The sequence below is a fragment of the Streptomyces sp. G7(2002) genome, from assembly GCF_028870195.1.
Lineage (GTDB): Bacteria > Actinomycetota > Actinomycetes > Streptomycetales > Streptomycetaceae > Streptomyces > Streptomyces nigrescens.
Map to the genome: position 1 here is coordinate 5590061 of NZ_CP102609.1, position 26513 is coordinate 5616573.

Annotated in this window: 22 protein-coding genes; 12 read left to right on the top strand and 10 right to left on the bottom strand. The window is 72.3% G+C overall.

What is annotated here, in order from left to right; translation table 11 throughout:
* The first annotated feature begins 94 nt into the window (after positions 1 to 94).
* Positions 95 to 838 (top strand): pyridoxamine 5'-phosphate oxidase, encoded by a 744-nt coding sequence (locus NUT86_RS23720; protein ID WP_274737487.1) that lies wholly within the window; start codon positions 95 to 97, stop codon positions 836 to 838.
* Positions 839 to 1105: 267 nt separating this feature from the next.
* On the opposite strand, the gene NUT86_RS23725 is transcribed toward NUT86_RS23720, so the two are convergent.
* Complete coding sequence (locus NUT86_RS23725; RefSeq protein WP_274737488.1) at positions 1106 to 1690, bottom strand: phosphatase PAP2 family protein; 585 nt, start codon at positions 1688 to 1690, stop codon at positions 1106 to 1108.
* 230 nt (positions 1691 to 1920) lie between these two features.
* Here NUT86_RS23725 and NUT86_RS23730 point away from each other — a divergent pair, with 230 nt between their 5' ends.
* The 3 genes from NUT86_RS23730 to NUT86_RS23740 all read left to right on the top strand — a co-directional run bounded on the left by NUT86_RS23730 (position 1921) and on the right by NUT86_RS23740 (position 6238).
* Positions 1921 to 2730: a hypothetical protein gene (locus NUT86_RS23730; protein WP_093643697.1), complete on the top strand. Its 810-nt coding sequence runs from the start codon at positions 1921 to 1923 to the stop codon at positions 2728 to 2730.
* Between the two features lie 343 nt (positions 2731 to 3073).
* Entirely contained in the window at positions 3074 to 4060 is a 987-nt protein-coding gene (locus NUT86_RS23735; RefSeq protein WP_274737489.1) for an NAD-dependent epimerase/dehydratase family protein, read from the top strand.
* Positions 4061 to 4555: 495 nt separating this feature from the next.
* Positions 4556 to 6238: a sensor histidine kinase gene (locus tag NUT86_RS23740; RefSeq protein WP_274740599.1), complete on the top strand. Its 1683-nt coding sequence runs from the start codon at positions 4556 to 4558 to the stop codon at positions 6236 to 6238.
* 212 nt (positions 6239 to 6450) lie between these two features.
* Here NUT86_RS23740 and NUT86_RS23745 read toward each other — a convergent pair whose 3' ends face one another.
* The gene (locus NUT86_RS23745) at positions 6451 to 7152 is read right to left on the bottom strand and encodes a response regulator transcription factor (protein WP_109891726.1); all 702 of its coding nucleotides are present in this window, start codon (positions 7150 to 7152) and stop codon (positions 6451 to 6453) included.
* A gap of 282 nt (positions 7153 to 7434) precedes the next feature.
* Here NUT86_RS23745 and NUT86_RS23750 point away from each other — a divergent pair, with 282 nt between their 5' ends.
* Together NUT86_RS23750 and NUT86_RS23755 are read left to right on the top strand one after the other, a co-directional pair.
* Positions 7435 to 8769, top strand: coding sequence for a globin domain-containing protein (locus NUT86_RS23750; protein WP_274737490.1), 1335 nt, complete (start codon positions 7435 to 7437; stop codon positions 8767 to 8769).
* Positions 8770 to 8850: 81 nt separating this feature from the next.
* A complete protein-coding gene (locus NUT86_RS23755; protein ID WP_159486899.1) occupies positions 8851 to 9354 on the top strand; it encodes a pyridoxamine 5'-phosphate oxidase family protein in 504 nt (167 codons plus the stop codon).
* Between the two features lie 23 nt (positions 9355 to 9377).
* On the opposite strand, the gene disA is transcribed toward NUT86_RS23755, so the two are convergent.
* Together disA and radA are read right to left on the bottom strand one after the other, a co-directional pair.
* Positions 9378 to 10502 carry a DNA integrity scanning diadenylate cyclase DisA gene (gene disA, locus NUT86_RS23760; RefSeq protein WP_026170238.1) on the bottom strand — a complete coding sequence of 375 codons (1125 nt, stop codon included), beginning with the start codon at positions 10500 to 10502 and terminating at the stop codon, positions 9378 to 9380.
* 125 nt (positions 10503 to 10627) lie between these two features.
* On the bottom strand, positions 10628 to 12040 hold the full coding sequence (gene radA, locus NUT86_RS23765; protein WP_018093005.1) for a DNA repair protein RadA: 1413 nt from the start codon (positions 12038 to 12040) through the stop codon (positions 10628 to 10630).
* 244 nt (positions 12041 to 12284) lie between these two features.
* Here radA and NUT86_RS23770 point away from each other — a divergent pair, with 244 nt between their 5' ends.
* Positions 12285 to 14036, top strand: coding sequence for a BACON domain-containing protein (locus tag NUT86_RS23770; RefSeq protein ID WP_159486897.1), 1752 nt, complete (start codon positions 12285 to 12287; stop codon positions 14034 to 14036).
* Positions 14037 to 14087: 51 nt separating this feature from the next.
* Here NUT86_RS23770 and NUT86_RS23775 read toward each other — a convergent pair whose 3' ends face one another.
* A complete protein-coding gene (locus tag NUT86_RS23775) occupies positions 14088 to 14960 on the bottom strand; it encodes a hypothetical protein (RefSeq protein WP_266450545.1) in 873 nt (290 codons plus the stop codon).
* A 77-nt stretch (positions 14961 to 15037) separates the two neighbouring features.
* Here NUT86_RS23775 and NUT86_RS23780 point away from each other — a divergent pair, with 77 nt between their 5' ends.
* From NUT86_RS23780 to ilvD, 4 genes are all read left to right on the top strand, one after another.
* Complete coding sequence (locus NUT86_RS23780) at positions 15038 to 15964, top strand: Ppx/GppA phosphatase family protein (protein ID WP_093643680.1); 927 nt, start codon at positions 15038 to 15040, stop codon at positions 15962 to 15964.
* Between the two features lie 172 nt (positions 15965 to 16136).
* Positions 16137 to 16961, top strand: a complete 825-nt coding sequence (locus tag NUT86_RS23785; protein WP_174876353.1) for a sugar phosphate isomerase/epimerase family protein — start codon at positions 16137 to 16139, stop codon at positions 16959 to 16961.
* Entirely contained in the window at positions 16958 to 17599 is a 642-nt protein-coding gene (locus tag NUT86_RS23790) for a TetR/AcrR family transcriptional regulator (protein WP_266450542.1), read from the top strand. The genes NUT86_RS23785 and NUT86_RS23790 overlap by 4 nt, the downstream gene beginning before the upstream one ends.
* A gap of 271 nt (positions 17600 to 17870) precedes the next feature.
* Entirely contained in the window at positions 17871 to 19721 is a 1851-nt protein-coding gene (ilvD, locus tag NUT86_RS23795) for a dihydroxy-acid dehydratase (protein WP_159486891.1), read from the top strand.
* Between the two features lie 124 nt (positions 19722 to 19845).
* Here ilvD and NUT86_RS23800 read toward each other — a convergent pair whose 3' ends face one another.
* The 4 genes from NUT86_RS23800 to NUT86_RS23815 form a co-directional block, all read right to left on the bottom strand.
* The gene (locus NUT86_RS23800; RefSeq protein WP_159486889.1) at positions 19846 to 20988 is read right to left on the bottom strand and encodes an RICIN domain-containing protein; all 1143 of its coding nucleotides are present in this window, start codon (positions 20986 to 20988) and stop codon (positions 19846 to 19848) included.
* Positions 20989 to 21179: 191 nt separating this feature from the next.
* Complete coding sequence (locus NUT86_RS23805) at positions 21180 to 22076, bottom strand: LysR family transcriptional regulator (protein ID WP_159486887.1); 897 nt, start codon at positions 22074 to 22076, stop codon at positions 21180 to 21182.
* 191 nt (positions 22077 to 22267) lie between these two features.
* On the bottom strand, positions 22268 to 22558 hold the full coding sequence (locus NUT86_RS23810) for a DUF397 domain-containing protein (RefSeq protein WP_274737491.1): 291 nt from the start codon (positions 22556 to 22558) through the stop codon (positions 22268 to 22270).
* Positions 22540 to 23382 carry a helix-turn-helix domain-containing protein gene (locus NUT86_RS23815; RefSeq protein ID WP_159486883.1) on the bottom strand — a complete coding sequence of 281 codons (843 nt, stop codon included), beginning with the start codon at positions 23380 to 23382 and terminating at the stop codon, positions 22540 to 22542. The genes NUT86_RS23810 and NUT86_RS23815 overlap by 19 nt, the downstream gene beginning before the upstream one ends.
* Before the next feature lie 170 nt (positions 23383 to 23552).
* Here NUT86_RS23815 and NUT86_RS23820 point away from each other — a divergent pair, with 170 nt between their 5' ends.
* Positions 23553 to 23777 carry a hypothetical protein gene (locus tag NUT86_RS23820; protein ID WP_239471965.1) on the top strand — a complete coding sequence of 75 codons (225 nt, stop codon included), beginning with the start codon at positions 23553 to 23555 and terminating at the stop codon, positions 23775 to 23777.
* A gap of 151 nt (positions 23778 to 23928) precedes the next feature.
* Here NUT86_RS23820 and NUT86_RS23825 read toward each other — a convergent pair whose 3' ends face one another.
* Positions 23929 to 26475: a serine/threonine-protein kinase gene (locus NUT86_RS23825; protein ID WP_274737492.1), complete on the bottom strand. Its 2547-nt coding sequence runs from the start codon at positions 26473 to 26475 to the stop codon at positions 23929 to 23931.
* Positions 26476 to 26513 lie beyond the last annotated feature (38 nt).

A 26513-nucleotide genomic window follows, 5' to 3' on the forward strand; every position in this document is an offset into this window, starting at 1 on the left:
GGCGCGTGCCACCCCCGGTCACACCTCGGCGGGAACTGGCTACTCTCCGTAATCGTTGCTGGAATAGAAGGAGGCGGCAAGCGAGGATGTGGGCATGGCGGAGATGAGCGGAGCGGACGACTCGGGCGAAGACACGGGCGGCGAGGCGGGACCGGGCGCCACCGCGGGAGTGGGCGGAGCCGCGGGATCGGGCGCCACCGCGGGACCAGGTGGAGCCGCGGGGCCGGCCGGCGCTGCGGGAGTGGGCGGCGCCTCGGGGGCGGCCGGTCCGGACTGCCCAGAGGCGATCCGGCGCGCGCTGGCCGCGCATACGACGATGACGCTCGCGTACGTGGACGAGGACGGGCCGCAGGCATGCGCGGTGCTGTACGCCGCGGGCGCGGCGTCGGGCGCAGAGCACGGTGGGGCGGCTGGCGTGGAGGCCGGTGGGCCGTCGGGTGGGGCGTCAGGGGTGGCGTCCGGTGTGGCGTCCGGTGTGGCGGGGGCCGGGGCGGTTGGTGCTGGGCCCGCGCTGTATTTCGTCACCGCTACCACGACGCGGCACGGCCGGGCGCTCGTGGAGCCCGGCGCGCGGGTCGCGTTCACGGTGCAGCGGGACGGCCAGGAGTGGAGCGGCCTGACGGGACTTCAGGGCCGGGGCCGCTGCCGCCCGCTGACCGGCGCCGAGCGGGCGGCCGGCTGGCAGGTCTATGTCGAGCGCTTTCCGTTCGTCACGGCGAGCGACCGGCTGCGCGCCGCCCTGGAGCGCACCACCCTGTGGGAACTGCGCCCCGACTGGCTGCGGCTGATCGACAACGGCCAGGGCTTCGGCCACAAGGAGGAGTGGTCGGGGCGGTGAGGCCGCTTAGGCGGTGAGGTTGTGCGGGGGTGGAGTGCGCGGTGGTGAGGCCTCGCGGTCCTGCGGGTGAGGCCCCGCGGTCCGGCGGGCTAGGCCGCGCGGTCCTGCGGGGGTGGGGTGCGCGGTGGTGAGGCGCCGCGATCCTGCGGGTGAGCCCCGCGGTCCTGTGGCAGTGGGCCCCGCGCTTGTGTCTCCGCGAGCCCCCGCGGAGGTGGGGCCCCGGTCGGGGGGGCCGCGCCCCCGGGGGAACCGGCGCCGCGCCCACTGCTACGCCGCCACCAGCGCCCGCCAGCGTCCGGTCCGCATTCGTGCCACCAGGGCGGTTGTCGGGCGGGCGAGGAGTGCTGGGCACAGGGCCGCCACCGCTGCGCCGAGGGTGAGGCCGGCCAGTACGTCGTGTGGATAGTGGACGCCGACGAAGACCCGGGACAGGCCGGTCAGCAGGGCGACCGGGAGTGCGAGCAGGAGTGTGGCCCGGCAGGCGAGGGTGAGGCCGACGGCCAGGGCCGCGGCGATCGTCGAGTGGTTGCTGGGGAAGGACCAGTCGCCCCCGGGCGGGCAGGGTGCGATCGAGGCGGCCGCCCCCGCCACCGCCCGGCAGGGCCGTTCCTCGTCCACCAGGCTCTTGACGAGTTCACTCAACAGGTAGGCGACGGCGCTGGATATCGGCACCAGTACCGCCAGGGCGACCGAACGGGCCGTATGGCTGCGGGCCCGCCACCACACGGGGACCGCCATCGCCATCAGGAGCAGCAGCCCGCCCTCGGTGCCGAGGCCGGCCAGGGTGCGGAGCCAGTCGGGGGAGTGGTGGGCGAGGTCGGTGAGGTCGCGGTAGAGAGTGGTGCTGTTCATGATCAACGACCGTACGGACCGGCCCGGTTGTGCCGCAGCCGACGATCGGCAGGGGCGCATCTGACGAAAGTAAGGCCGGAGCGGAGCAGACCGAGACCTAGCGGGCATCAGGCCCGTTGGGGCCGGAAACGCGGTCGGGGGGCCGGCTCCGGGCCGATCATGGGAAAAGTTGCAGCCGGAAGCGGCGGGTACTGGCCGGTGCGGGGGCCGATCTCTCGTAGAGTTTCCGCGTGGGATCACTGCGCAATCCGATCGGGCCGCTTCCCTCCTCCATCTACTGGCGGCGGAGGGCCGTTGCGCTGGCCATCGTCGTCCTGCTCGCCCTCCTGGTGGTGTGGGCCCTCAACTGGGGCGGCGACGCCGGCAAGAGCAGCGATGAGGGCAAGGGGTCGCAGGGTAACGGCCCCGCGACGTCCATCACGCCAGGGCCCTCCGCGAGCGGTCCGGTGAACGACCAAAAGCCGGGCGGACGCGATGAGTCGGGCGATGACGTAGGGGACGAAGGGTCGGACTCCGGTTCGGGCGGCTCGGGGGCTGCGGGCGGTGGCAGCGGAAGTTCCGGTGGTGGTTCCGGTTCCGGGGGCGGGCCGATCGGTCAGGGCTCCGGCAAGAACGCCGTCAGTGCCGGCTCCTCGCTCCCCAACTGTGTCTCCGGAAAAGCGGAGTTGGTGCTGCACAGCGTCAAGCGCTCCTATGCGCCGGGCGCCCGGCCGAAGTTCGAGCTGACGGTCGAGAATGCGGCCGGGGCGGCCTGCAAGGTGGATCTCGGGCAGAAGGCCACGGTGCTCACCATCAGCGACGCCGCGGGCGACGACCGGGTCTGGGCCTCGAACGACTGCCCGTCGGGCACCGAGCCCGCGCTGCTGCAGGTGCCGGCGAAGGGTTCCGTGCAGCGCGTCATCGAGTGGGACCGCCGGGCCAGCGGCCCGCAGTGCGCCACGCCGAGTTCGGCCAAGGTACCCGCCGGCAAATATGAGATCGAGGCCAAGGTGCCGGGGTTGGAAGCGGCCCGTACGACGTTCGTCCTGGCTGAGGGCTGAGGCTCTGCCGGTCGAGGCCCTGGCCTGTGGTTGAGGCCATGGCCTGTAGTTGAGGGCTGTGGCCACGGAGCGAGCTGTGAGCCGGGCCCCGGGCAGCAGTTACAGACTGGAGACCCCGGCCCCGGCCGCGTCACCGGCGTCCCCCCATCACCCGCATCGAGCGGGTCGGCGACGAGCGGGTCGGCGACGAGCGGGCCGGTGACGAGCTGACCGGCGTCCAGCGGCCCCCGGCCCCCGAATCCCCGGACCCGGACCCCACCCCTCCGCTAATTCCGCCCAGAGGGATTCCGCCCAGAGCGTGCATCGCTGGTCCCGGCCACCGGCGTCCGGCACAGTCGCCGTTATGAAGCTACTGATGCTGGGCGGTACGGAGTTCGTGGGACGGGCGGTCACCGAGGCGGCGATGGCGCGGGGGTGGCAGGTGACGGTGTTTCACCGGGGGAAGCACGCTGCGCCGGAGGGGGTGACGTCGCTGCACGGCGACCGGGGGGACGCGGCGGGGCTCGCTGCCCTGGAGGAGGGCGAGTGGGACGCCGTTGTCGACACCTGGAGCGGTGCGCCGTCGGCGGTGCGGGACACGGCGCGGCTGCTGGCCGGGCGGGTCGGGAGGTATGCCTATGTCTCCAGCGGTTCGGTGTACGCCTCTCCGCCCAGTGCCCCGTACGGCGAGCGGGCTCCGCTGGTGACGGGCTCCCCCGACGCCACGGACGCCGAGGACTATGCGCAGGCCAAGCGGGGCGGTGAGCTGGCCGCGACCGAGGCGTTCGGGGACCGGGCGCTGCTGCTGCGCGCGGGGCTGGTCCTCGGGCCGTATGAGAACATCGGGCGGCTGCCGTGGTGGCTGGGCCGGATCGCCCGCGGTGGCCCGGTCCTCGCGCCGGGGCCGCGGGAGTTGGCGCTGCAGTACATCGACGTCCGGGATCTCGCCGTCTGGACGGTCGATGCGCTGGAGGCCGGGCTGGGCGGTGCGTACAACCTGGTGAGCGAGGCCGGGCACGCCACGATGGGGGAGTTCCTGGAGAGCTGTGTGCAGGCCACCGGCGCGGACGCGGAGCTGCGCTGGACCGCTCCGGAGGATGTCCTCGCCGCCGGTATCGAGCCGTGGATCGAGCTGCCGGTCTGGCTGCCGCCCGGCGAGCCGCGGGACGCGTTCTTCAGCACCGATGTGTCCAAGGCGCGTGCGGCGGGGCTGCGTTGCCGTCCCGTCGCCGAAACGGTCGCCGACACCTGGACCTGGCTGCAGTCCCTCGGCGGAGTGGCTCCGCAGCGCCCGGACCGGCCGGTGGTGGGACTTGCGCCGGAGCGGGAGGTGGCGGTGTTGCGCGGCTGATGTGGCGGTCGGGCCCGTGGCTCCGTAGTGCCGGGACCGGCCGGTGGTGGGGCTTGCGGCGGAGCGGGAGGCGGGTGTGCTGCATGGCTGACGTGGCGACCGAGCCTGTGGCTCCGCAGCTCCCGGAGCGGGAGGCAGCCCTGTTGCGCGGCTGACGCGGCGGCCGGGCCGCGGCAGGGCGGGCCGGTGGGCAGGTGGCCCAGTGGTCCGGTGGGCCGGGAAGGGCGCTGAGCACGGGGGAGACCTGGCCGCCCTTCCCGGTGTACCCATGGTCGGGTGCCGGTGCGCCGGGGCGCCAGGGCCGAACAGCCCCTCGTACGGGCCCGGGTGGCCCTGCGCGGGGGCCGCCCGGCCGTGGCGAGCGGGGCCGGGCCCCTTCTGGCGCTCGCGTACGCTGCTGTGCAGGTACGGGACCCGGGGAGCGGCTCAGTCATGTCGGAAGCAACGCAGCACGATCCGGTCTTACCGGGGCCGCACCTTCGCGAACCGGACCGGATGCGCAGTCTGCTCGACGCCGTGATGAGTCTGGGGCGCGGGCTCGAACTGCCGCAGGTGCTCCAGGGCATCGTCGAGGCGGCGGTCACCCTCACCGACGCGGAGTACGGGGCGCTCGGCGTGGTCGGTGACGGGCAGCGGCTGTCGCAGTTTTTGCCCGTGGGCATGTCGGACGCCCTCATGGCCGAGATCGGTCGCACGCCCTGCGGACGGGGCATCCTCGGTGAGCTCATCCGCCGCCCGGAGCCTCTGCGGCTGACCGATCTGAGCAGCCACCCGCACAGCTACGGCTTTCCGGACCGCCATCCCCCCATGCGGACCTTCCTCGGGGTGCCGGTCCGGGTCCGTGACGAGGTCTTCGGCAATCTCTATCTCACCGAGAAGCGCGGCGGGGGCTCCTTCGACGCGGACGACGAGGCGGTGGTGACCACCCTGTCGATCGCGGCCGGTGTGGCGATCGACAACGCCCGTATGTACCACGAGAGTCGCCGCCGGGAGCGTCGTCTGGAGGCGCTCGCCGAGATCACCCGCAGCCTGCTGTCCGGCACCGAGGCGGACCGGGTGCTGCAGCTGATCGCCGAGCGCGCGCTGGAGGTCGCGGGGGCCGACAGCGCCGCCGTGCTCCTGCCGACCCAATCCGGGCCGGACCGGCTGCGGGTGGCGGTGGCGCACGGTGCGGGCGCCGGCCGGATCGCCGGTCTGCTCGTACCGGCCGAAGGCTCACTGCCCGGTATGGCCGCCCGCACCGGCCGGCCGGTGGTCAGCGCCGACATCCGGTCCGACCCCCGCGCGTATCCGCTCGGCCTGGGTGACGGGACCGAAGACGGGACCGAGGGCGGGACCGAGGACGGGACCGAGGACGGGACCGAGGGCGGGACCGAGGGCGGGAGCAAGGAGGAGCACGGTCCGGCCATCGCCGTCCCCCTCCAGATCGACAGCGGACGCGGTGCGCTGCGGCTGAGCCGGCTGGCGGGCCGGCCCCCGTTCGACGACACCGAGGCGACCTTGATCTCCGGCTTCGCCGACCAGGCCGTGATCGCCCTCGAACTCGGCCGCCACCGCGCCGAGTCGGAGGAACTGGCGGTCTTCCACGACCGCGACCGCATCGCCCGGGACCTGCACGACCTGGCGATCCAGCGGCTCTTCGCCACCGGTATCACCCTGCAGAGCGCGACCCGGCTCATCGACCGGCCCGAAGCGGCCGAGCGCGTCGGCCGCGCGGTCGACGACCTGGACGACACCATCAAAATCATCCGCTCGACCATTTTCGGACTGCGCACCACCGGCGACGGCCGGGGCGGTCCGAGCCTGCGCCGCGACCTCACCGAGGCCGTCCGGGGCGCCACCGGCACGCTCGGCTTCGCCCCCTCCCTGCGCATCGACGGCCCGGTGGACGCCACCGTCCCGGACGCCCTGGCCGAACAGCTGCTGGCGGTGGCCGTGGAGGCCCTGAGCAACGCCGCCCGGCACGCCCGTGCGCACCGACTCGACCTGGTGCTGACCGTGGACGACGCGGTGACGCTGACGGTGACGGACGACGGGGTGGGGGTGGGCGCTGCCCGGCACACCGGCGGGCTGGCCAATCTGCGCGCACGGGCCGAGATGTACGGCGGCCGGCTGACCGTCGGGGCACCCGCGTCCGGCGGTACCCGTCTGGTGTGGAGCGCCCCGCTGCCGTCCTGAGGAACGGGCCCGGGCCGTCGGGGCGTTGCTCAGCCGCTCGGTGCCCGTCTGGTGTGGAGGCGTCCCACTGTCGGCCCGAGGAACGGGCCCGGGCCCAGGCCGCCAGGGCATCGCGCAGCCCGCCGTCAATGCATCGCGCAGTCCCCCCCCCGCCAGGGCCTCGCGCAGTCCCCCTGCCAGTGCATCGCCCAGTCCCGCCACCGGCGCGTTGCTCAGCCCCCCGGCTCCCGGAGCCGTTCGGCGACCATCGCTGCCTGGACGCGGCGGCCCACACCCAGCTTGGAGAGGATGGCGGAGACCCGGTTCTTGACCGTCTTCTCGGCCAGGAACAGCCGGTGGGCGATCTCCCTGTTGGTCAGGCCCTGTCCGATCAGTTCCAGGACCTCGCGTTCCCGGGGCGAGAGCCGGTCCAGCTCCGACGCCGGTGGCTCCTGGGGCGTGTGCTGCCGCGGGCCGCGCAGCCGGGCCATCACCCGGGAGGCCGCCCGCGGGTCGAGCATCGATTCGCCGGCCGCCACGGTGCGTACCGCGTGCACCAGCTCCGAGCCGTTGATCTGCTTGAGCACATAGCCGGCCGCCCCCGCCATGATGGCGTCGAACAGCGCCTCGTCGTCGTCGAAGGACGTCAGCATCAGACAGGGCAGCTCCGGCATCCGGGCGCGTAACTCCCGGCACACCTCGATGCCTTCGTGGTCACCGCCGGTGCCGGCCCCGCCGCCGAGGCGTACGTCCAGGACGGCCACCTGCGGGCGGGTGGCGGGGACCCGCGCGAGGGTTTGCCGGGCGTCGCCCGCCTCGCCCACCACCTCGATGTCGCCCTCCGCCTCCAGGAGGTCGCGCACCCCACGCCGGACCACCTCGTGGTCGTCGAGGATGAAGACCCGCAACGGGCCGGGTGGGGTGTGCTGGTTCATGCAGTGCTCGCTCTGTCGCCCGGGGCATACCGGCAGTCGGTCCGCTGACGGATCATCCAGTATGTCCCTCTCTGGTGGCGGTCCGGCATGCGGGACGGGACGTCCCGGCACGAGGGTGCCGTGGCGGAACGGGGCCGCGAAAGGGCCGAAAGACCCCGGGGAATGGGGCCGTTTGGGGAGAAGTGTCCGGTGCCATACTGGCGCCCCCTTTCCGTCGGACGGGCGGATTCCACGGCGGTCCGCGGCGCCGCCCCGCCCTCCGTCACCCCAGGAGGCCCGTTCATGGAATCCCTCACCGGCACCGGCACCAGCACCGGCACCGTCGGCGGCGAGTACCACGCCCTGCTCGCCCGGCACGACGCGATGCGGCTGCGCAACCGGCTGCTGTCCCCGAGGCGGTCCGCCGAACCGGACTTACCCGGCCCGGCGCGCTATGACGGTGCCGCCGACCAGCGTCTGATCACCCAGTACCTGGATCTGGTGACCCCCTTCGGCGAGCTGATCGAACACCTCTATGCGGAGATGTTCCGCCGCCGCCCCTATCTGCGGAGCCTGTTCCCCGCGTCGATGGACTTCCAGCGCGCCCATCTCGCCCGGATCTTCCGGTATCTGATCGAGAATCTGCACGACCCGGACGAGGTGGCGGCGCTCTTCACCCGCCTCGGCCGCGACCACCGGAAACTGGGTGTCCGGCCGGTGCACTACCGGACGTTCGAGGCGGCGCTGCGGGTGGCGCTGCGCCGCACCGCCGGCGGCCGGTGGACCGACGCCGTGGAAGCGGCCTGGGTGCGGATGCTGCGGTTCGCCGTCGCGGCCATGGTCGAGGGCGCGGAGGCCACCCTCGCCGAACCCCCGTACTGGCAGGCCACGGTGACCGCCCATGAGCTGCGCCGCCCGGACCTCGCCGTCCTGCGCGTACGGCCCCATGAGCCCTACCCCTACCGGGCCGGGCAGTACGCGGCCGTCGAATCGCCGCTGCTGCCCCAGGCGTGGCGGCCGTACTCCCTCGCCTGCGCACCCCGGCCGGAAGGCGAGCTGGAGCTGCATGTGCGGCAGACCTGCGAGGGCGGGGTGAGCGAGGCCCTGGTGACCCGCACCCTGGTCGGGGACGTCCTGCGGCTGGGTCCCGCGAACGGCACGATGACGCTCGACGACGACGCCCTCGGCCGCGATCTGCTGCTGGTGGCGGGCGGTACGGGCTGGGCGCCGGTCAAGGCGCTGGTAGAGGAGCTGGCCGGGCGCCGGCCAGGGGGCGCCGGGCGTCCGGTGCGGGCCGCCCAGGAGCGCCGCCGTGTGCAGCTGTTCCTCGGTGCCCGCAGCCGCGACGAGCTGTACGACGCGCGGGTGCTGGCGGATTGGGCGGACTGCCGCCCGTGGCTGCGGGTGGTGACGGTGCTCGACGAGGGCGCGGCGGCCGGTGCGTACGGCCCGGTGGCCGAGGCCGTGGCCCGTCACGGCGACTGGTCCGGTCACCTCGCCTATGTCAGCGGCCCGCCCGCGATGGTCGGCGCCACGGTGTCCCGGCTGACCGCGGCCGGTCTGCCCGCCGACCGTATCCGCCACGACCCGCTGCTCGACGCCGGCGGGGTCCGGCCGAGGCCGGCGGCGGCGCGTTAGGGGCCGAACGGCCCCTGGCGCGCGGTGGCCGGTGATCGTCTACTGGGCAGGTCAGCGTGTGCGGACGAGAGGGAGCGGGTGGTGAACGACACGTCGGCCGGGCACTGCGCCGCGGCCCGCACCGGGCAGGGCGGGGCAGCCGCCGAGGGGCCGCGCCGCAGTGCGGCCCTGCACCGCGCGGAGGCCCTGCGGCTGTTGGGCACGGTCTCCCTGGGCCGGATCGTCTTCACCCGCCACGCGCTGCCGGCGATCCACCCCGTCCCGCATCTCGTGGACGACGGCGACATCGTGCTGCGCACCCACGAGGGCGCCGCACTGACCATCCGGGACCGGTGGGCCGGCGCCGGGGGCGTGGTCGTCGCCTATGAGGCGGACGCCATCGACGCCGTCACCCACCTCGGCTGGAGCGTCGTGGTCACCGGCTACTGCCATCTGGTCACCGACCCCGACGCGCTGGCGCGCTACCGGCGCCTGCTGCGCCCGGGGTGGAGCCGGCCGGACGAACTCCCCCGGCGGGAGCGGCCGCACGAGCACGTGCTGCGCATCCGCCCCGATCTCGTGACGGGGGTCCGGCTCACGGCCTGAGGCCGTCCCGAGCCGTGCGCAGGTCAGACGTACCGCTCCAGGATCGACGACTCCGCGAGCCGCGACAGGCCCTCGCGGACCGAGCGGGCGCGGGCCTCGCCGACGCCGTCGACCGTCTGGAGGTCGTCGACGCTGGCCGCGAGGAGCTTCTGCAGGCCGCCGAAGTGGTCGACGAGGCGGTCGATGACCGTGCCGGGCAGCCGGGGGACCTTCGCCAGCAGGCGGAAACCGCGCGGCGAGACCGCGGAGTCCAGGGTCTCGGGGGCGCCGCTGTAGCCCAGCGCGCGGGCCACGATGGGGAGTTCGAGGAGCTCGGTGTGGCTGAGGGCGTCCAGCTCGGCGAGCGCCTCGGCGACCGTGCGGGAGCGCTTGGCGGTCGGCTCGGGGACGTAGTCGCGGACGACCAGCTCCCGCTCGGGCTCCACGCCGGCGATCAGCTCCTCCAGCTGGAGGGCGAGCAGCCGGCCGTCCGTGCCGAGCTCGACGACGTACTCGGCGATCTCGGTGGCGATCCGGCGGACCATCTCCAGGCGCTGGGCGACCGCGGTGACATCGCGGACCGTGACCAAGTCCTCGATCTCCAGGGCGGAGAGGGTGCCGGCGACCTCGTCCAGGCGGAGCTTGTAGCGCTCCAGGGTCGCCAGGGCCTGGTTGGCGCGGGAGAGGATCGCGGCCGACTCCTCCAGGACGCGGCGCTCGCCGTCGACGTAGAGGGCGATCAGGCGCATCGACTGGCTGACGGAGACGACCGGGAAGCCGGCCTGGATGGAGACGCGCTGGGCGGTGCGGTGGCGGGTGCCGGTCTCCTCCGTCGGGATGGAGGCGTCCGGGACCAGCTGGACGCCGGCCCGCAGGATCTTGGTGATGTCCTTGTCGAGGACCAGCGCACCGTCGAGCTTGCACAGCTCGCGCAGCCGGGTCGCGGTGAACTCCACGTCGAGGACGAATCCGCCGGTGCACATGGTCTCGACGGTCTTGTCGAAGCCCAGCACGATCAGTCCGCCGGTGTTGCCGCGGAGGATGCGTTCCAGTCCGTCGCGCAGGGCCGTACCGGGCGCGACGGCGCTCAGTGAGGCGCGCATCAGGCTCTCGGTGGAGGAACTGCCACCGGACCTGCCGGGAGTCGATGCCCGGTCGTTGGCTGCCACTGCACTCCTCCGTCGCAAGGTCTGTCGGTCCGCAGGCCGCCCGGCCCATGCTGTGGTTGACGTACCAGCGGAGCGTACGTGGCCGACAGGCAATTCTGCGGTGACGGGCGAGACCAGGGCAAAGTCTACCGGCGTGCGCCCTCTTCCTGTGGGGCCTCCCGGCGGACCCGCTTGGGCAGCACGCTGAGTGCCTGTCCGACGTCGGCGACCTCCAGCACCCGCATCCCGTCGGGGATCTTGCCGGGGTCGGAGGGGACGAGGGCGTGGGTGAAGCCGAGGCGGGCCGCTTCGGACAGCCGGCGCTGGACGCCCGTGACCCGTCTGACCTCGCCCGCGAGCCCCACTTCGCCGATGGCGACCAGGTTCTTCGGCAGGGGGGTGTCGCTGGCCGCGCTGGCCAGTGCGAGGGCCACGGCGAGGTCCGCGGCGGGCTCGGTCAGCTTCACGCCGCCGACCGTCGCGCTGTAGATGTCGCGTTTGCCCAGGGCGCTGATCCGGCCGCGCTGTTCCAGGACGGCGAGCATCATCGAGACCCGGGAGGTCTCCAGGCCGGAGGTGGTGCGCCGGGGGGAGGGGATCTGGGAGTCGACGGTCAGCGCCTGGACCTCGGCGACCAGGGGGCGGCGGCCCTCCAGGGTCACGGTCAGGCAGGTGCCGGGCACCGGTTCGGCGCGGCGGGTCAGGAAGAGGCCGGAGGGGTCGGCGAGGCCGATGATGCCTTCGTCGTGCAGCTCGAAGCAGCCGACCTCGTCGGTGGTGCCGTAGCGGTTCTTGACGCCGCGGACCAGGCGGAGCCGGGCGTGCCGGTCGCCTTCGAAGTGGAGGACGACATCGACGAGATGCTCCAGCAGGCGCGGTCCGGCGATGGCGCCGTCCTTGGTGACATGGCCCACCAGGAGGGTGGCCATACCGCGTTCCTTGGAGGCCCGGATCAGTGCGCCGGCCACTTCGCGGACCTGGGCCATACCGCCGGGCGCCCCTTCGATCTCGGGGGAGGCGACGGTCTGCACCGAGTCGAGGATCAGCAGCGACGGCTTGACCGTGTCCAGATGGCCGAGCACCGCGGACAGGTCGGTTTCGGCGGCCAGATACAGATGGTCGTCGAGGGCGCCGATGCGGTCGGCGCGCAGCCGTACCTGGCTCGCGGATTCCTCGCCGGTGACATACAGCGTGCGGTGGGCGTCGGAGGCGGCCTTGGCGGCGACGTCCAGCAGCAGGGTGGATTTGCCCACACCGGGCTCGCCGGCCAGCAGGGCGACGGCGCCGGGGACCAGCCCGCCGCCCAGGACGCGGTCCAGCTCGGGCACGCCCGTGGAGCGGGCGGTGGCCTGCTTGCCGTCGACCTGGCCGATGGGCAGGGCGGCGGTGGTGACGCGGCCGGGCGCGGTGGTGCGCACCGCGGGGGCGCCGCCGAACTCCTCGACCGTGCCCCATGCCTGGCACTCGGGACAGCGGCCGAGCCATTTCGCGGTGGTCCAGCCGCATTCGGTGCAGCGGTAGGAGGGACGCTCCTTGCCCGACGATTTACGCGTTGCCATGGGGTCACCGTAGCGGCGGGGTCTGACAACGCCGCCGGGAGCTCTCGCGGAGCGGGCGCCCGATCTTCCGGTGCGGGGGCGCCCGCGGCCGGCGGTTGCGCCGACCGAGTGGCGCATACGGAGCGCAGCGCCCGTGTAAAGAGCTATTCGTGTCCCCTTTTGAGGGAGATGGTCACCCGTAAGGGTTAAAAGTGTCCAACGCGAGCAAGCAGGGCTGCATCATCCGCCTACCGTCGCCGGGGTGATGAGCAGCAGGCCCGAGCACCCCACGCACTCCACCGGCGCACACCGGTCGCGCGGCGACGCGCGGCGCCGGAACCGGCGGCAGCCGTCCGAGCGGCCCGGCCCGGACGCCGCGCGCCCCCCGGACGGGAGCCGCGACGGCTACCAGCCCCATCTGGACGGGCTGTTCACCTACTGCCTGTCCGTGCTGTGCGAACACGACGCCGCGACCGCGGTGCTCGGCGAGATGCTCGCGCTCGCCGAGCGGCACCACGGCCGCCGCCCCGCCGACCCGGCGCTGCACCGCTCCTGGCTCTACGCGCTGGCCCGCTGGGCCTGTCTGCGCCGGCTCGCCGAGCGGACCGCGCCGGCCGCCGGGAAGCCGGGCCCCGGAGCGGCCCGCGAGGCCGAGCGCCGGCAGCGTGAACTCGCCGCGCTGGCCTGGCCGGAGGCCGCGGGCACCACCCCCGAGCAGCGCGAGGCGCTGGAGCTCTCGGTGCGCCACCACCTCTCGGCGGACGAGGTCGCCGCGGTGCTCGGCGCCGACCCGATCGCCACCCGCGCCCTGCTGGCCACCGCGTCCTGCGAGGTCGAACGGACCCGGGCGGCGCTGGCCGTCGTCGAGTCCGGCCGCTGCCGGGAGGTCGCGCGGCTGGCGGGCGACACCCAGATGCTGCTGGGCGCGGCGCTGAGCCGCGAGCTGGTGCGCCATGTCGACGACTGCGCCGAGTGCCGCCGGACCGCGGAGCGGGCCACAGCGCCGGGGACCTGGCCGGGCACCGCACCGGTGCCCCAGGGCACCCTGCCGCTGGTCACCGCGCCCATGGAGGCCGTGCTCGGCGCGCTGGCCGCGGCCCGGCGCGCCAAGTCGGGCCGCGCGGAAGGGGTGGCCGGTGCGGGAGGCGGCGGCCGGGCGAGTGGGGCAAACGGTTCTCCTCGCTATGACCGCAGCGGATTCCCCGTGGGCCCACCGAAGGACCGGGTGGCCCGCCGGCGCCGGCTGCGCAGCCGGGCGCTGACCACCACCGTGGTCGCCACGGTGGTCGCCGCGCCGGTGCTGGCCCTGTGGGCGGCGTACCGGGGCGGCCCCGCCACCGATGTGGCGGCGGACGACTCGCCCTCGGTGACGGCCAGCGACACCGAGCCGGGGCCGCGGCTGGGCGGCCGCCCGTACGAGAACGCCGGCAACGCCAGGACGACGCCCGGGCCCGGCTTCAAGGCGGGCGACGGGACGCCCGATGTGTCCGTCGAGGTGATCAGCGCGGACGGCACCCCGCAGCGGCCGGGCGGGCCGGGCGGCCGGGCGGAGTCGGGCCCCGGCCGGCTGACCGTCGCCGCCGAGCCCCGCGGCCGGACCACGGTCCTCACGCTCAGCGCCTCGGGCGGCACCCCGGTGCGCTGGCGGGCGTCGGCGGGCGCGGCCTGGCTGCAGATGAGTCATACGGCGGGCACGCTGCTGCCGGGCGAGTCCACGACGATCACGGTCTACATCGACCACGACCGGGAGCCGGCGGGCCACTGGCGGGCCAGGATCGCCATTGAGCCCGGTGGCACCGTCGTCACGATGCACGGCCATGGTGTGACCGGCCCGGCTCCCGGCCCGCAGCGTCCGACGTCCCCGCATCCGAAGCCGACCCCGCCGGGCCCGAAGCCGACGCCCACGCCGACCCCGACGTCCCCCTCGCCCACGCCCACGCCGACGGGTCCGACGCCGAAGCCGACCGGCCCGGAGCCGTCCTCGACACCGTCGAACACGACGCATCCGGCCCGCTGAGCGCACCCGGCGGCCGCCGGTCCCGTTGGTCCCGGCGGCCCCGGTGTGCGCCTACTCCTGGGGCTTCTGCGGCTTCTTCGACTTCTTCGGGGGCCGGGGGTCCGCCGGATGCGGCGCCATCGGCAGCGTCGCCGCCAGCCGCTCCTCGCACAGCTCGGCGAGCTTGGCGTAGCCCTTCTTGCCCATCAGCTCGGTCAGCTCGGGCTTGTAGGTGACGTAGACCGGCTCGCCCGCGCCGTGCGCCGAGGTCGCCGAGGTGCACCACCAGTGCAGGTCATGGCCGCCGGAGCCCCAGCCGCGGCGGTCGTACTCGCCGATCGTCACCTGCAGGATCTGGGTGTCGTCCGGCCGGTCGATCCAGTCGTAGGTGCGCCGGACCGGCAGCTGCCAGCAGACGTCCGGCTTGGTCTCCAGGGGCTCGCGGCCCTCGCGCAGCGCGAGGATGTGCAGCGAGCAGCCCGCACCGGCCGGGAAGCCGGGGCGGTTCTGGAAGATGCAGGAGCCCTCCCAGCGCCGGGTCTGGCGGTCGCCGTCCTCGTCCTCCTCGACCCAGCCGGTCTGGGTGCCCACGTCGTGGTACTGCCACAGGTCGGGCGTGAGCCGTGCCACATGCTCGGCCACCCGCTTCTCGTCGTCGTCGTCCGAGAAGTGCGCGCCGAGCGTGCAGCAGCCGTCGTCCGCCCGGCCGGCCTGGATGCCCTGGCAGCCGCTGCCGAAGATGCAGGTCCAGCGGGACGTCAGCCAGGTCAGGTCACAGCGGAAGAGCTGCTCGTCGTCGCCCGGGTCCGGGAAGGTGACCCACGCGCGGGCGAAGTCGAGCCCGACCTCGTCGGCCGGGGCCCGGTGCCCCTCGGCCGCCTGGGCGCGCCGCTTTTCTTCCTTCTTGAGCGCTTTTTCGTGCTTCGCCTTTTTCGTCTTTGCCACGACTCCAGCGTAAGGGGGAGCGACGGGTGCGGACCGCGCCGACAGGAGCGGACGTCGCGCCCAGTAAGTTTCCCCGTATGAGACTCGGTGTCCTCGATGTGGGTTCGAATACGGTCCATCTCTTGGTGGTGGACGCACACCCGGGCGCGCGCCCGCTGCCCGCCTATTCGCACAAGGCGGAGCTGCGCCTGGCCGAACTCCTCGACGGGGCCGGGGCGATAAGCGATCCCGGGGTGGAGCGCCTGGTGGCCACCATCCACGAGGCGCTGCAGGTGGCCGAGGACAAGGGCGTCGAGAGCGTGCTGCCGTTCGCCACGTCGGCGATCCGCGAGGCCACCAACGGGGAGGACGTGCTGCGCCGGGTCGCCCTGGAGACCGATGTCGAGCTGCAGGTGCTCTCCGGTGAGGACGAGGCGCGGCTCACCTTCCTCGCCGCCCGCCGGTGGCTGGGCTGGTCCGCCGGCCGGCTGCTGGTGCTGGACATCGGCGGCGGCTCGCTGGAGATCGCCTACGGCCTCGACGAGGACCCGGACGTGGCGGTGTCGCTGCCGCTGGGCGCCGGCCGGCTGACCGCGGGCGATCTGCCCGGCGACCCGCCGGACTCCGACGACGTCCGCACGCTGCGCCGCCGGGTGCGGGCCGAGATCGCCAAGGTGGTGAGCGAATTCAGCCGCTACGGCACCCCTGACCAGGTCGTCGGCACGTCCAAGACCTTCAAGCAGCTGGCCCGGATCGCGGGCGCCGCGCGCTCCGCCGAGGGCCTCTACGTCCAGCGCGAGCTGACCCGCAAGAAGCTGGAGGAGTGGGTGCCGCGGCTGGCCACGATGTCCGCGGAGGAGCGGGTGGCGCTGCCCGGGGTGTCCGAGGGACGCTCACGGCAGCTGCTCGCCGGGGCGCTGGTCGCCGAGGCCGCGATGGACCTGTTCGGGGTCGAGACGCTGGAGATCTGCCCGTGGGCGCTGCGCGAGGGCGTCATTCTGCGGCGGCTGGACCACTTGCCGTAGGGCGTGTCCGCAGCGCCCGGTGTGCGTGAGTCTCGTCACGCCACCGCCGGCCGTGTCGCCCCGGTAGCGCCCGTTCCGGCCTCCCCGCCCATGGGGACGGGCGCCCGGCGGCGGGGCGCGGCCGTCCGGACCTCCTGCCCCGCGCACAGCCCCGGCCCGTACGCTGTCCTTCGTGACAGAGCCAGTGGTGCGCATCCCGGATGCGAAGGTCGCGCTGTCCACGGCCTCGGTGTATCCGGAGTCGACGGCGACGGCCTTCGAGATCGCCGCGCGCCTCGGCTACGACGGCGTCGAGGTCATGGTGTGGACCGATCCGGTCAGCCAGGACATCGACGCGCTGCGCCGGCTCTCGGACTACCACGGCGTGCCGGTGCTGGCCGTCCACGCGCCGTGTCTGCTGATCACCCAGCGGGTCTGGTCCACCGACCCGTGGGTCAAGCTGCAGCGCGCCCGCAACGCCGCGGAGAAGCTGGGCGCCTCCACGGTGGTCGTGCACCCGCCGTTCCGCTGGCAGCGCAGCTATGCGCGCGAGTTCGTCCGCGGGGTGTGGCGGATGGCGCACGAGACGGACGTGAAATTCGCCGTCGAGAACATGTACCCGTGGCGCTACCGCGACCGCGAGATGCTCGCCTACGCGCCCGACTGGGACCCCACCAACGACGACTACCGGCACTTCACCGTCGATCTGTCGCACACCGCCACCGCGCGCAATGACGCGCTGGAGATGGTGGGGCGGATGGGCGACCGGCTGGCGCATGTCCACCTCGCCGACGGCAACGGCTCCGCCAAGGACGAGCATCTGGTGCCGGGGCGCGGCAGCCAGCCCTGCGCCGCGGTGCTGGAGCGGCTGGCCGCGAGCGGTTTTGACGGCCATGTGGTCGTCGAGGTCAACACCCGGCGGGCGATGTCCGCCGCCGAACGCGAGGCCGACCTGGCCGAGGCGCTCGCCTTCACCCGGCTGCATCTGGCCTCGCCGAACCGGGTCCCCGGCTCGTGACCGGTGGCCGGGACGAGGCGCCCGGTACGCCGCCCCCACCGGCCCGCCGCCGGGGCCGCCCGGCCCGCGCCGCCGCCGAGGCCGGTCCCGGCGCCCGGGACCGCATCCTGGCCGCGGCCCGTACGGAGTTCGCCGCGCGCGGCTACGACAAGACCTCGGTGCGTGGTATCGCCAAGGCGGCCGGGGTGGACGCGGCGCTGGTCCACCACTACTTCGGCACCAAGGAGCAGGTCTTCGCGGCGGCCATCGAGCTGACCTTCGCGCCCGCGCTGACCATGCCGGACGCCCTCGCGGGCGGCGGTGCGGACGTGGGCGAGCGGATGGCCCGCTTCATGTTCGGCATCTGGGAGAACCCGGTCAGCCGGCAGCCGCTGCTGGCGATCATGCGCTCGGCGCTGACCAACGACACCGCCGCGGCCGTGCTGCGCGGCCTCATCGAGCGGCGGATGCTCCAGCGGGTCGCGGGCGAACTGGACGTCCCCGACCCGGAGTTCCGGGTGCAGCTGGCCGCCGGGCACCTGATGGGGATCGCCGTGCTGCGCTATGTGATCAAGATGGACCCGGTCGCCTCCGCGGACCCGGAGGAGATCATCGCCATGGTCGCGCCGACCCTCCAGCGGTATCTGACCCAGCCGTGACGCAGCCCTGCTTGGCAGCCCTGACGCAGCCCTGACAAGCACCCCCCGAGGCGCCTCATCGGCTCGCCGAAGCCCCCGACCTGCGAGAACTCCCCCCGATCCGCTGTCCGCACTACGGTCAGCCGTCTCACATGCCGGAGAGGCTGTCCAGATCTTGGATCAGAAGCGTAATCTCGACAGGAGCTGATATATGACGCCGCCCGGTACGCGGCCAGGGGGCCGGGTACCGGCACCGGCGGTCGTACGGACGATCCCGAGGGAGTGACCCATCGTGCCTGATCTGAGGTCCCGCACCGTTACCCATGGCCGCAACATGGCCGGCGCCCGAGCCCTTATGCAGGCCTCCGGCGTAGCGCGCGAGGACTTCGGCAAGCCGATCATCGCGGTGGCCAACAGCTTCACCGAGTTCGTGCCCGGCCACACCCACCTCCAGCCGGTCGGCCGGATCGTCTCCGAGGCGATCCACGCCGCGGGCGGTATCGCGCGCGAGTTCAACACCATCGCGGTCGACGACGGCATCGCGATGGGCCACGGCGGCATGCTCTACAGCCTGCCCTCCCGCGACCTGATCGCCGACTCCGTCGAGTACATGGTCGAGGCGCACTGCGCGGACGCGCTGATCTGCATCTCCAACTGCGACAAGATCACGCCCGGCATGCTGATGGCCGCGATGCGGCTCAACATCCCGGCCGTCTTCGTCTCCGGCGGCCCGATGGAGTCCGGCAAGACGACCCTCGTCGACGGCACCGTCCGCACCCTCGACCTGGTCGACGCGATCTCCGACGCCGTCAACGACAAGATCTCCGACGAGGACATCCTCCGCATCGAGGAGAACGCCTGCCCGACCTGCGGTTCCTGTTCGGGCATGTTCACCGCCAACTCGATGAACTGCCTGACCGAGGCCATCGGCCTCTCGCTGCCCGGCAACGGCTCGACGCTGGCCACCCACACCGCCCGCAAGGCGCTGTACGAGAACGCCGGCCGCACGGTCGTCGAGATCACCAAGCGGCACTACGACGAGGACGACCACACCGTCCTGCCGCGCAACATCGGCAGCCGCGCCGCCTTCGAGAACGCCATGGCCCTGGACATCGCCATGGGCGGCTCGACCAACACGATCCTGCACCTGCTCGCCGCGGCGCAGGAAGCCGGCCTGAGCTTCGACCTGGACGACATCAACGCCGTCTCCCGCCGGGTGCCCTGCCTGGCGAAGGTCGCCCCGAACGTCGCCCCCGGCGGCACGTACTACATGGAGGACGTGCACCGCGCCGGCGGCATCCCCGCCATCCTCGGTGAGCTCTACCGCGGCGGTCTGCTCAACGAGGACGTGCACACCGTCCACAGCGCCTCGATCGAGGACTGGCTCAAGACCTGGGACGTGCGCGGCGGCTCCCCCTCCGACGAGGCCGTCGAGCTGTGGCACGCGGCCCCCGGCTGCAAGCGCTCCGCGACCGCCTTCTCGCAGTCCGAGCGCTGGGACTCCCTCGATGTGGACGCGGCCGGCGGCTGCATCCGCGACATGGCGCACGCCTACTCCGTCGACGGCGGCCTGGCGGTCCTCAAGGGCAACATCGCCGAGGACGGCTGTGTCGTGAAGACCGCCGGCGTCGACGAGTCCATCTGGACCTTCGAGGGCCCCGCCGTGGTCTGCGAGTCGCAGGAGGAGGCCGTCGACAAGATCCTGAAGAAGCAGGTCAAGGAGGGCGACGTCGTCGTCATCCGCTACGAGGGCCCCAAGGGCGGCCCCGGCATGCAGGAGATGCTCTACCCGACGTCCTTCCTCAAGGGCCGCGGCCTGGGCAAGACCTGCGCACTGGTCACCGACGGCCGCTTCTCCGGCGGCACGTCCGGCCTGTCCATCGGCCACGCCTCCCCCGAGGCGGCGGCCGGCGGCACCATCGCCCTCGTCGAGGACGGCGACCGCATCCGCATCGACATCCCGAACCGCGGCATCGAACTCCTCGTCAGCGACGAGGAGTTGGCGGCCCGCCGCGAGGCCCTCGGCGGCGTCTACGCCCCCAAGAGCCGCGAGCGCAAGGTCTCCCAGGCCCTGCGCGCGTACGCGGCCATGGCCACCAGCGCCGACAAGGGCGCGGTGCGCGATGTGAGCAAGCTGGGCTGAGCCGGGGCGCACACAGCAGTCCACAGCACGGTGCCGGCGGTCGCGGGATGCGACCGCCGGCACTTTGCTTCGCATTGCTTTGCTTTTTCGGCTACAGCCCTTGAAGGGAGCTACGAGGTGGCTGTCAGCAGCTCGCCGGCGGGGTCGTACCGGTCTTGATCTCCCACAGCGAGTTGTTCTTGCTTCCGTCGCCACCGAGAACGATGTTGGCGACCATCGGGTTGTTGCTGTCGCCGCTGAACTCCCACTGCGCCCAGTCATTCATGCCGAAGACGAACTTCCCGGTCAGTTTCCGGGTCATCGGCCGCTCTTCCAGCCATGCCCACTGGCCGGCGGGAATAGTGGGTGTCACCTCCTGCGACCAGGTCTTCTGCTCACCTGTGGTGCGGGCATAGTTGCTCTGCCAGGTCCGGCTGAACTTCTGCGAGATCTTGAGCGAGGCCACGTCCGACTTCCCGAGCGACAGCTCCACGCCCGACTCGATGGAATTCTGGATGAACCCTCCGACGGTTTCGGAGTTGATGCTGGTCTCCGACTGGACGAACTTGGTCGTCGCGGGCTCCGTCCCCGAGTTCTTTACGGGATTGCCGCGGCATATCGGGTTCCCGGGGACGGCCTCGCCCTGCTGCGTGGTCTCCCACTTGCAGTAGGACTTGTCCTTGTCGCACTTGGTCATCGCGTACTCGGCCGCGAGTGTCCGCATGGCCTGAGTGTTGTGGCCCGACTCCTCCGGGAGCGACATGTCCTGGATGCTGAAGAAGGAGGCCTGGTCACCCTGGGCGCAGGTGTTGGTGGTCACCTGGTTCGAGTGGTAGACGAAATTCTGTCCGGAGTGCCCGCCCCTGGCATTCAGGCACATGTCATCCTTCACCGAGCGGATCATGAACCCGCCGGACGGTGACGGCTGGAGATACCACTTCTGGTCCTCGTTGTTGGCGCAGTCCACCTCGCGCAGCTGAATCGGGCTGTCCCTCGATACGCACTTCTTGCTGTCACGGACGACCATCTGGAAGCTGCCGTCGCCGGTATTCCGGAACTGGAACCTCTGATTGTCGCTGCCGTTGCCGTTCTTGGGGTAGACATAGGCGCTCCCGAGGGCTGCCATACCGTCACCACCCCAGCCGCGCCCGATGTCCAGCACCCGCCAGTTGGGGGCCTCCAGCTTGCTGTAGGCGACCAGGCACTCCAGCTCCGTCGTGCACTCGCCGTCCGCCGCTCGCGCCTGAACTGCCCCCAGCGGCGACATCATTCCGGCCGTGAATGCCATCGCAGCGAATGCGATCAGCAGGAATCGCACCCGTAGAACCCTCGATCTGAGAGTGTTCACAATCAGCACCGTGTCCTGTTCGTTCCTTGATGATTCGACCGTCGACCCACCTTGCGCCGACGGTCGAATCATCAACGGACTTCGGCTGTGAAAACACCCCGTTTCAGGGTATGGCGGCCATAGTCGATCACTTATGCATCACCCTTGGTGCGGAGCAGCGAAGCGAATTCCTGCTCGGCCGGCGAGAGCGAGGTCTCGCGGGCGGTGGCCAGCACGATGGTGCAGGCGGGCAGCCCCGGGTCGGGCCTGAGCAACGCCAGATGCCCGTCCCGCAGCTCCGGGGTCACGCAGCGCTGCGGCATCACCGCGATACCGAGACCGGCGGCCGCCGCCTGCTTGAGCGTCTCGTTCCCCGTGACCCCAGGACACCGCGAGGGCGGCAGCCCCCAGAGGGCCAGGGCGTCATCCTGGGCCCGGCGCGTCGCGGAGCCCTCTTCCCGGAACAGAAAGCGCTGCTGCGCGAGGTCGGCCGGACTCACCGCGTGTCCGGCCAGCGGATGCCCCGGGTGTGCGACAAGGAGTAGCTGTTCTTCCAGGAGCGGCTCCACACGGTAATGCGGTGACACTCCCGCCCGGTCACCGGGCAGAACGGCCAGACGCACCTCTCCATCCGTCAACTGCCGGGTGATCTCCGTCGTATTGCCGGTCCTCAGCTGCCGCTCGACACCAGGAAAGAGCTCGGCGAACCGGCCGAACATCGGCAGGAGCAGATAGCTGCTGTAGGTGGCCGTGCTGCCCACTACGAGGCGCCCCGAAGGGGCACCCGATAGCTGGTCGATGGCCGCCGCCGTCTCCTGCGCGAGGGACGAGAACCGCTGGGCGTACTGGAGGAGCACGGCGCCCTGAGCCGTCAGTCGCAGGCGCGGACCGGACCGGTCGATGAGGGTGGTACGCAAGGAGACTTCCAGCTTGTGCACATGCTGGGAGACCGAGGGCTGGCTCATATAGAGCTTCCGCGCCGCGGCGGAGAACCCCCCGCACTCCACGACCTGCTCGAAGACCCACAGACGGTGCAAGTTGAGCTTCATGTACGTGTCTCCGCAGGCAGGGGCGGGCGGGAACCGGCCCGATGGCCGGAATGCACGGATAAGGCGCACTTAAGGGCAACGTTCAGGGACTTATGTGAACGTTAATCAATGGCCATGTGATGAGCACGTAACAGAGGACGGCCCCCGTTGCGGGCGAGCGACGGGGGCCGGTCCCTTAGGGGCGCGAGGCGTCAGGCGCCGTGGAGTTCGCTGTTCTTCACGGCGGTGACGAAGGTTGCCCAGGCGGAGGCCTCGAAGGTGAGGGTGGGGCCTTGGGGGTTCTTGCTGTCGCGTACGGGGACGAGGGCGGGGAAGTTGTCGGCCACCTCGATGCAGGCGCCGCCGTCCGGGTTGCTGTAGCTGCTCTTGCGCCAGGTGGCGGCGGTGAGGAGGTCGTCGGAGACCTCGATGCACTGGCCGCCGTCCGGGTTGCTGTACGTGCTCTTGCGCCAGGTGATGTTGCTCAGGTCGATGGCTCGCACGGCACTTCCTCCAACATCCGCATGACGAACTTCCGCGATTCGGCCGGGCTCAACGCCAGGTCACGCATCGCATCGTACGCGCGTTGCAGATGCTCAACAGAACTTGTTTCCTCGATGAGTTCGCCACGGTGCGCGTTCTCCGTATAGGCGACCGCGCGGCCGTCCGGCAGCCGCAGGAACATCACATCGGTGCTGACCAAGCCATGCGGCCCGGAGCCATGAGGAAGCACCTGAAGCGTGAGGTTCGGGCGCTCGGCCGCTTCCGCCAGGTGCTCAAGCTGCTTTCGCCATTCCTCGGCATCGTCCAGCGGCGTGCGCAACACAGCCTCGGACAGGATGGTGCGGAAAGGTGGCGCGTCTTCACCCGTGAGCAACTTGCAGCGTCCTGCGCGAGCTTCGACCTGCCGCGTCAGCTCTTCGCCCTTCGTGCCGCCCACCTTGAGTACTTCGTGTGCGTATCCCTCCGTCTGAAGCGTGCCGGGCAGGACGCTCACCGCGTAGTGCCACAAGCTCAACGCTTCCGCTTCCAAGGTCATATAGCGGCGGTACCGCTCCTTGAACTGCGTAGGGTCGCCCGCCGCCAACTCCCACAACGTCAGTAGCAGCCCCGGCGTCCCGTAATGCTGGTCCAAGGCCTGTGCGACCTCCGGGCCGCCGAGGGTCTCGCCCTTCTCCATCTTGCCGAACAGCGACCAGTCCCACCCCAGTACGTCACCGAGCTGCCGGAGGCTGTCGCCCTTCTGGGCGCGCAGTAATCGCAGCTCTTCCACGAAGCGTTTGCGGGGCTCCTGGCTGCGACCGGTGACCGCTCGCCTCGGTGGCATGGCGACCTCCTCCGTGGAAGGTGTGGAACTAACGGTGCGTGCGGGCGAAATACCACCTGCAAGGGGTATTCGCGCCCTTTTTCCGGGCCATTCTCGTGAAGGCCGGAACACGCACAGTAGTGGCGCTCCGGGGTTTCACGCAGGGAAACGGCAGACGGGAGCGGGCACTCATGACGAGGGAACGACGGGCGGCGGCGGACGGGATGGCCGAGGCCGAAGCGGTGTGTGAGGAGCTGGCCGCCGTGTTGCGGCGCACCGGGATCGTGCTGCCGTCACTGATGGTCGACCCGGTGACGTACGGCTACGAACCGCCGCGTGTCCTGGTCGAGTTGGGGCGCTGCAACGTGGAGACGACGCGCAAGCTCATCGCGGTGCTCAAGCAGGCGGCCCGGTGAGCGGGCGCGCCCCGTACGTCTCTCCGGCGTGCCATGTCGGCAGGCATCCTGCCTGCGACAAGGGCATCCCCGTGTCCGAGGCCGCTGCCGTCCCCGGAGTCCGGCGCGAGCCCTGCGCCTGCCGTTGCCACCAGGACGGCGGGCCCTCCCGTCACCAGCCCGCCGGGTCCTTCGTCGCCGCCGCGAAGACGGTTCCGTCCGGGGCCGCCGCATAGATCCGGCCGCCCGGGCCGTCCGTACGCGGGGCCGGGAGCGTCTCCACGAAGCCGTTGTGGCGGCCGGACATCCGCGGCGGGGTCTGTCCCAGCAGTTCACCCGATGTGGCGTCGACCGCGAGGAGCCGGCCGTCCGCCGCGGTGAAGTACAGCCGGCCGTCGCTCACCACCGGCGCCGAGCCCCGGCTGACCGAGGTCTCGGTGTCCCACTTATGCCGGCCGACGGCCTGCAGGGAGCCGCCCTCGGCCAGCAGATACACCGACTCGCCCTGCACCACGGCGGACGCACCGTCCAGCGGCGCGGTCAGTTTGAGGCGCCGGCTGTGCCCGGTGGCCGGGTCGTAGCGGACGACGGCGGTGGTGCGGTACGAGAGCGTCGGGTCGGTGACGGTCAGATAGAGCGCCCCGGACGCACCGGAACCGGCCACGGCGAGCGTCCCGGGCAGTCGCCGAGACCAGTGGACCTTGCCGTCGGCCGGGTCGATGGCGGTGACCTGGGTGGCCTTCCCGTCGGGGGTGCCCTCGGCCGCGTAGGCGGTGTGCGCGTCGCCGAACGACGAGAAGAGCGGCAGCTGGTGCCCCGGGAACCGCTTCTGCCAGCGCTGCCGGTGGGTGGTGCTGTCCAGCGCGGTGACCGTGCCGTCCGCCGCGGCCAGCAGGATGCGGTTGCCGACGACCTTGGCGCCGCCCTCGTACCCGGAGACGTCCTTGCTCCAGCGGGTGGCGCCCTCGCCGTCCGCCGACGGGTCGAGGGCCAGCAGCCGGCTGCCGTCGTTGGAGAAGACGTACAGCAGTCCGCCGGAGAGCACCGGTGCCGTGCGGGACACGGCCTTCTTCGCCGCGTTCTTGCCGGTGGCGGTGCGGTCCTTGCTCCGCCATGCCACCCGGCCGGAGTCCGGGTCGAGCCGGGCGGCCAGTACGCCGGGCTGACCGCAGAAGACGGCGCCGGAACCGGTGGTGCAGTGCGCCAGTTCGGCGTCGTAGCCCTTGGGACGCTCGACGAGGGTGGTGCGCCACGGGTGGAAGTCGGCGCGGCCGTTGCGCGACGGGTGGGTCTGCAGGGCAGGGTCCTGGCCGGTGCCGCCCGGGGACAGCGCCTGGACGCCCGCGTACGTGCCGGCTCCGGTGACGACGAGGGCGACGGCGGCCCAGAGAGGCCAGCGGCGGGCACGGAGGCGAGAGCCGGAGCGGGAGCGGGCAGGGTGGTGGGGGGTGGCGGAGTCGGCGGGGGCGGTGGGGAGTCCCGGGGGCTCGGGGCGGGCGGAATCGTCGGGGAGTCCGGGGAGTCCGAGGCCGTCGGGATGGTCGACGGGCGCGGGGGCGCGGACGTGCGTGGTCTCGGTGCGCGACGGGGTGGCCTCGGCCCGTACCGGCTGCGGCTGCTCCGGGCGGCGCTGTACTGGCTGCCGCTGCTCCGGTATCCGCGCCGGCGGCACCACGCGGCCGGGCGCCGAAGTGCCCCCTACTTCGCCGTGGGGGAGCGCCTCACCCGTCACCGCCTCGCCCGCGGCCGCGCCGTAAGGCACCGCGTCACCCGCCACGACACCGCCAGGCACGACACCGCCAGGCACGACACCGCCAGGCACGACACCGCCCGGCAGGGCACCGCCTGCCACGGCACCGCCCGGCAGCAGGCCTCCGATCGGTACGTCCGCGGGTGTGTCCGTCCGCAGCAGCTCCATCAGAGCGTCCGGTGTCGGCCGGTCCGCCGGATCCTTCGCCAGACAGCTCTCGACGAGCGGCACCAACTCCGGAGGCACACCCGCCAGATCGGCCTCGTCGTGCACCACCTGATACGCGACGAGATACGGGCTCTCCGAGTCGAACGGGCCGCGTCCGGTGGCGGCATGCACCAGCACCGAACCCAGTGCGAAGACATCCGCCGCCGGCCCCACCTCACGCGGCCGCTGGAACTGTTCGGGTGCCATGAAGGGCGGCGTACCGATCAACTTGCCGGTCTCGGTGCGCATTTCACTGTCGGAGGGCCGCGAGATGCCGAAGTCGATGACTTTCGGCCCATCTGTGGCCAGCAGCACATTTCCGGGCTTCAGATCGCGGTGCACCACACCGGCGCGATGGATGTCCCGCAGCGCCTCGGCGAGCCCCGACGCCAGCCGCCGCACCTCGTCGACCGCCAGCGGGCCATTCCGCTTCACATGATCGGAGAGCGTCGGGCCGGGAATGTGGAGGGTCGCCATCCAGGGGCGTTCGGCATCCGGATCGGCATCCACGACGGGCGCCGTGAAGGCCCCGCTGACCCGCCGCGCGGCCGCCACCTCCTGCCGGAACCGCCCGCGGAACTCCGGGTCCTGGGCGAATTCGGCATGGATGACCTTGACCGCGAGCAGCAGCCCGGAGGACGAGCGCGCCAGATGGACCACGCCCATGCCGCCGGAGCCGAGCCGCGCCTCCAGGCGGTATTGGCCGGCGTATTCCGGATGCTCCGCTTCCGGGCCGATGCCGGAATCGCGCAGCGATGGCATGGTTCCACCCCCGTGTCATTACCCGTGCCATTCGGTCG